General features: G+C 38.1%; 4 protein-coding genes. 3 read left to right on the top strand and 1 reads right to left on the bottom strand.

The window, feature by feature from the left end; genetic code table 11:
- The coding region (locus FD23_RS07990) for a nitroreductase family protein (protein WP_423788544.1) at positions 1–275 on the bottom strand (275 nt) is incomplete at its 3' end.
- Positions 276–488: 213 nt separating this feature from the next.
- On the opposite strand from FD23_RS07990, the gene FD23_RS07985 reads away from it, so the two are divergent.
- The 3 genes from FD23_RS07985 to FD23_RS07980 all read left to right on the top strand — a co-directional run bounded on the left by FD23_RS07985 (position 489) and on the right by FD23_RS07980 (position 2,131).
- A complete protein-coding gene (locus FD23_RS07985) occupies positions 489–674 on the top strand; it encodes a hypothetical protein (RefSeq protein WP_052933800.1) in 186 nt (61 codons plus the stop codon).
- 93 nt (positions 675–767) lie between these two features.
- Entirely contained in the window at positions 768–1,133 is a 366-nt protein-coding gene (locus FD23_RS09750) for a hypothetical protein (RefSeq protein ID WP_134791483.1), read from the top strand.
- Positions 1,109–2,131: a Rib/alpha-like domain-containing protein gene (locus tag FD23_RS07980; protein ID WP_025896575.1), complete on the top strand. Its 1,023-nt coding sequence runs from the start codon at positions 1,109–1,111 to the stop codon at positions 2,129–2,131. The genes FD23_RS09750 and FD23_RS07980 overlap by 25 nt, the downstream gene beginning before the upstream one ends.
- Positions 2,132–2,261: the final 130 nt, after the last annotated feature.

Here is a 2,261-nt window from a genome sequence, read left to right as displayed (position 1 = left end):
ACCTTCTTTTCTTCTACCATGCCATTCCACAGGTCACGATACTTCAGATATGACTTAGTGTTACCGAAAACCATGATCGTGGCTGGAGCAGTGTCAACTTGAGGGTAATTGAACGGCATTAAGAAATCGTGAATCTTCTTCTTGCCTTCTGGAGTGTCGACAATAACAAAGTGCCAGGACTTCAGGTTGCAAGCACTTGGAGCAGAGATAGATTCATTAATGATTTCCAGCAATTCGTCACGGGAAATCTTCACGCTGGAATCATAGTGCCGGATAGACTTTCTGTTTTACATGATATCTTTAAAATCGTTGTTCATTTTATTACCTCAAAGAATGTACGATTACATATACATTTGCATTGTAACCGATTGCGCATAATAAACAACCATGTTTTACTGAAAATATTTTGTGTTATCCGAACCGGAGAAAGTGCTATAACATAAGTAGTAAGAAATGGTCAGAGATGTGTGAGAAATAAGGTAAGCAAAATGAAGATGAAGCATGCTAAGAGAATCGCCCTTTTGCTGGCTTTAGGCTATGCTGGTGGTCAGGCTTTGAAGCGGTCAGCGCCATTCTTGAAGGGCGTGCAGGCAGGGATCCTCATGGAGAAGGGGAAGAGAAAGCTCAAGGAGAGTGAACCTATCCAGAAACTTAAGGAATTAGCTGATAAATAGAAAATAATGTACGCATGGTTCTAGTTGAAACACATCTCCATTCTTAGACTAGTGCCACGCGTATTTTGTGGAATGTAATTGAGGATTAGGAATATGAAAATGAAACTTAGTCGTATTCTGACGCTTATAGTAGCGTTAGGTTTATTAGGTAGTGCTGTTGAAACGATATCTAGTTCAGTACAGCCAGCTAAAGTTGCAGCGGCTCAAAAGAAGACTGCTAAGAAGAAAAAGACAAAGAAATCTACTTCAAAGTCTAAGAAGAAGTCTGTAAAGAGTGTTTCTTCAAAGTCAAAGAAAAAGACGACAAAGAAGGCCACCTCAAAGCCAACGACAAATTCAAAGTCTAATCAGCCGTCAACAAAGCCATCAACTACCAACCTTATACGAAGCCATCGATTGATCAACCAGCTGACAAGCCAGAACCTGTTAAAACAATGGCTGATTTATATAATCCTTTAGCGCAAGACTATGAAACAGACTTTGGTAAACAGGTTTCCAGTAGTGATTTGATAACCAATGTGTACTCTCTTCCAGAGGGAGTGACATTCAAATTTAGTAAAGAGCCTGATTATCAGAAGGCAGGATCATACACTACAGACATTATTGCTTATTACCCAGATGGCTCTAAGAACTCTACAAACTCAATTACTGTCACGGTTAAGCCTGCAACTGATGCTGACATTTACGAGCCTATCGTTAAGGATGGAGAAGGCTTTACTGGAAATGACTTGAAGGCAAGTGAACTGGTGACTAATGCCGATGCTCTCCCAAAAGGAACTGAATTTTATTTTAACTCAAAAGTAGATTGTTACGAAACTGGTGTGTATTCTGCTACGATAACAGCATATTACCCAGACGGTTCAAAAGATGTTACGAGGCCAGTAACTGTAAAAATAATTTCGCCGTTAGATGTTGCATCAATTGAAGCTTTTGAGGGTCAATATTCTCCTAATTCTAGATATTTAATGCTCAAAGTCACTAACAAATCTGACAAGACATTAAATTTAAGAGCAAGTATGAATGCTGAAGATACTCATGGTAAAGAAATTTGTGGTATGACGGGCGAAGAACATGGTCCAGTTGCTCCTAATCAATCAATTATCTTGTATGGGGATTTTTGGGATGAAAAGCCATACTATTATGGTCATATAAATTATCAATTCTATGCGACTAATACGGTTCATAAGTCAGCAAACTCCGACTTAAAAGTAGAAGTTTCTAAAAATAAAGGCTTTGGATACGATATAAAAGCAACGAATATCGGAACTAAGAAGATATATTATCCGAGTGTAGATGTATTCCTTTTTAAAGATGGGAAAGTAATCTATGAGCATGAAACTCTAATGGAACCAGATGACGCTGATGGTCTACAGCCAGGTGAGTCAATTACTAAGTCATTTCAATCATATGATTATGATGATGTAGAATTATCTTACACGTCATCGTATGACAAATAGTTTTCGATGATTAACCCACTAACCTTAACTTAACCAAAAAAGGATCTACCTTTGATATGACCCCCGAAATTAGGACACTAATTTCGGGGGTTATTTTCATGACTAAATACACTAAAGAAATCAAACTTGC

It is taken from the genome of Lactobacillus delbrueckii subsp. delbrueckii DSM 20074 = JCM 1012 (genome assembly GCF_001433875.1).
Classification (GTDB): Bacteria; Bacillota; Bacilli; order Lactobacillales; family Lactobacillaceae; genus Lactobacillus; species Lactobacillus delbrueckii.
This window is presented reverse-complemented; position numbering and strand designations above follow the sequence as displayed.